This is a genomic window from Streptomyces sp. NRRL WC-3618, assembly GCF_001280005.1.
Lineage (GTDB): Bacteria > Actinomycetota > Actinomycetes > Streptomycetales > Streptomycetaceae > Streptomyces.
On the sequence record NZ_LGDW01000137.1, the window covers coordinates 1 to 2,779 of the forward strand.

The 2,779-nt window shown below is 72.8% G+C and carries 2 protein-coding genes; both read right to left on the reverse strand.

The features are described from left to right. On the reverse strand, positions 1-1,822 hold a 1,822-nt coding region (locus ADL01_RS15980; RefSeq protein WP_199834837.1), incomplete at its 3' end, for a type I polyketide synthase. Continuing rightward, positions 1,823-2,779: phosphopantetheine-binding protein (locus ADL01_RS45350; RefSeq protein ID WP_234354647.1), on the reverse strand; the 957-nt coding region annotated here is incomplete at its 5' end. It lies immediately after the preceding gene.

Below are 2,779 nucleotides of genomic sequence, written 5' to 3' on the forward strand. Positions count from 1 at the left end.
GCATCCGCTCCGCGAACACCGGACTGGAATCCAGCAGCTCACGCGCCATCCCCGCCCACTGCGACCCCTGCCCCGGAAACACGAACACCGGACGGACCGAGCCACCCAGAACCCGCCCCGTGACCACGTTCTGCGCGGCCGCGTCATCCCGCGCCAGCGATTCGAGCCCGGCGAGGAGTTCGTCCCGATCCCGCCCGAGGACGACGCCCCGCTGCTCGAACCGCGACCGCGCCACAGCCAACGACCAGGCCAGGTCACCCAGTTCAAGGTCGGTGTGCGCCAGGAGGTGGATCCGCAGCCGGTCCGCCTGCGCCCGCAGGGCCTCCGGCGTACGGCCCGAGAGGACCACGGGCACCACACCCGGCACCACGGACGACGACTGCGACGGCGTGGCGGCCTCGTCGGAGGTCCCGGAAACCGGTGTGCCGCCCGTCGGCGCCTCCTCCACGACCACGTGCGCGTTGGTGCCGCTCACGCCGAACGAGGACACACCCGCGCGACGCGGCGCACCGCCGTCCCGCGCGGTCCACTCGCGCGCCTCGGTCAACAGCTCGACCGACCCCGCCGACCAGTCCACCTGAGGCGTCGGCTCGTCCACGTGCAGGGTCTTGGGCAGGACACCGGCCCGCATCGCCATGACCATCTTGATCACACCGGCGACACCGGCCGCGGCCTGCGTGTGCCCGATGTTCGACTTCAACGAACCCAGCCACAACGGCTGTTCGCCGGAGTGCTCCTTGCCGTACGTGGCGATGACGGCCTGGGCCTCGATGGGGTCGCCGAGCGTGGTCCCCGTACCGTGCGCCTCGACCGCGTCGATGTCGCCCGGCTTCAGGCCGGCGCTGGCCAGCGCGTCCCGGATGACGCGCTGCTGCGAAGGACCGTTCGGGGCGGTGAGACCGCTGCTCGCGCCGTCCTGGTTGACGGCGGAACCCCGTACGACGGCAAGGATCTTGTGGCCGTTGCGGCGGGCGTCCGACAACCGCTCGAGCAGGAGCAGGCCGGCGCCCTCGCCCCAGCCGGTGCCGTCGGCGGACGCGGCGAAGGACTTGCAGCGGCCGTCCGTGGACAGGCCGCGCTGGCGGCTGAAGTCGATGAAGGTGCCCGGCGTGGGCATCACGGTCACGCCGCCCGCGAGCGCGAGCGAGCACTCGCCCTGCCGCAGGGCCTGCGCGGCCAGGTGCAGGGCCACCAGGGACGACGAGCAGGCCGTGTCGACGGTGACCGCCGGGCCTTCGAGGCCGAGAGTGTAGGCGACGCGGCCCGAGACGACGGAGCCCGCGTTGCCGGTGCCGATGTAGCCCTCGACGCCTTCGGGCAGGGCGTGCAGGCGGGTCGCGTAGTCGTAGTACATGACGCCCGCGAAGACGCCGGTGCGGCTGCGGCGCAGCGACACCGGGTCGATGCCCGCGCGCTCGATGGCCTCCCACGCGGTCTCCAGAAGGAGGCGCTGCTGCGGGTCCATGGCGAGGGCCTCGCGCGGAGACACGCCGAAGAAGGAGGCGTCGAACCGGGGGGCGTCGTAGAGGAAGCCGCCCTCGGCGGTGGTGCTGGTGCCCTGGTTGTCGGGGTCCGGGTCGAACAGTTCGTCGGTGTCCCAGCCGCGGTCGGTGGGGAACGCGGAGATGGCGTCCACGCCTTCGTCGACGAGCCGCCACAGGTCTTCCGGCGTGTTCACGCCGCCCGGGTAGCGGCAGCTCATGCCGACGATCGCGACAGGCTCCTGCCGGGCGTCCTCCAGTTCTCGCACCCGGCGGCGGGCGTCGCGCAGATCGGCCGTCGCCCGCTTCAGGTAATCGAGGTACTTCTCCTCGTCCGCCATTTACAGCGCCTCCTCGAAGCGGTCGGGGCGGTCCGTGTCCGACCCTGTGTCTGAGCTGTGTTCGGGTGTTTCTGAAGGGGTTTGGAGCTCGCTGTCGAGCAGGTCGAAGAGTTCGTCGGCGGTGGCGCCTTCGAGCTCTTCGCGCTCCCGCCGGGGATCCCGGTCCGTGCCCGTGGCCGCGTCGCGCGCGGTGGTGCGGGTCGCGTTCCAGGCCGTGAGCAGGGAGCGCAGGCGGCCCGCGACGCGGTCGCGCTCGCCGCCCTCGATTCCTTCGGTGCCGTTGCCGGCGGCCTTCAGGATGCTTTCCAGGCGGTCGAGCTCGGTGTCCAGGTCACCGGGGTCGACCGGGCCGCCGATCAGGGGTGCGGCGACGCTCGTGGGCAGTTCCTCCGACAGGTGCTCGGCGAGTGCCGCCGGGTTCGGGTAGTCGAAGATCAGCGTGGTGGGCAGCCGCAGCTCGGTCTCCGCGGTGAGGCGGTTGCGCAGCTCGACGGCCGTGAGGGAGTCGAAGCCGAGTTCCAGGAAGCCCCGGCTCAGCTCGACGGCGTTCGGCGACGCGTAGCCGAGCACGTCCGCCACGTGGATGCGGACGAGGTCGAGCAGCACCCGGTCGCGCTCGGCGGCCGTGCGGCCCGCAAGGCGCTGGGCCAGCGACTCGGTGCGGGCGGCCGGGGCGGCCGTACCGCTCCGCACGCGCCGCACCGCAGGCCGTACGAGGCCGCTGAGCAGTGCGGGCAGCGACTCCTGCGGCTGGTTGCGCAGTGCCGCGGTGTCGATGCGGATGGGTACGAGGACGGGGTGCTCGCTCGCCGGGGCGAGGTCGAGCAGGGACAGCGCCCGGTCGGTGTCGAGGGCGAGGACGCCGCCGCGTGCCATGCGCTGGAGGTCGGTGTCCGCGAGGGCGCCGGTCATGTCGCTGTCCTGCGCGGCCCACAGGCCCCAGGCCAGCGAGGTCGC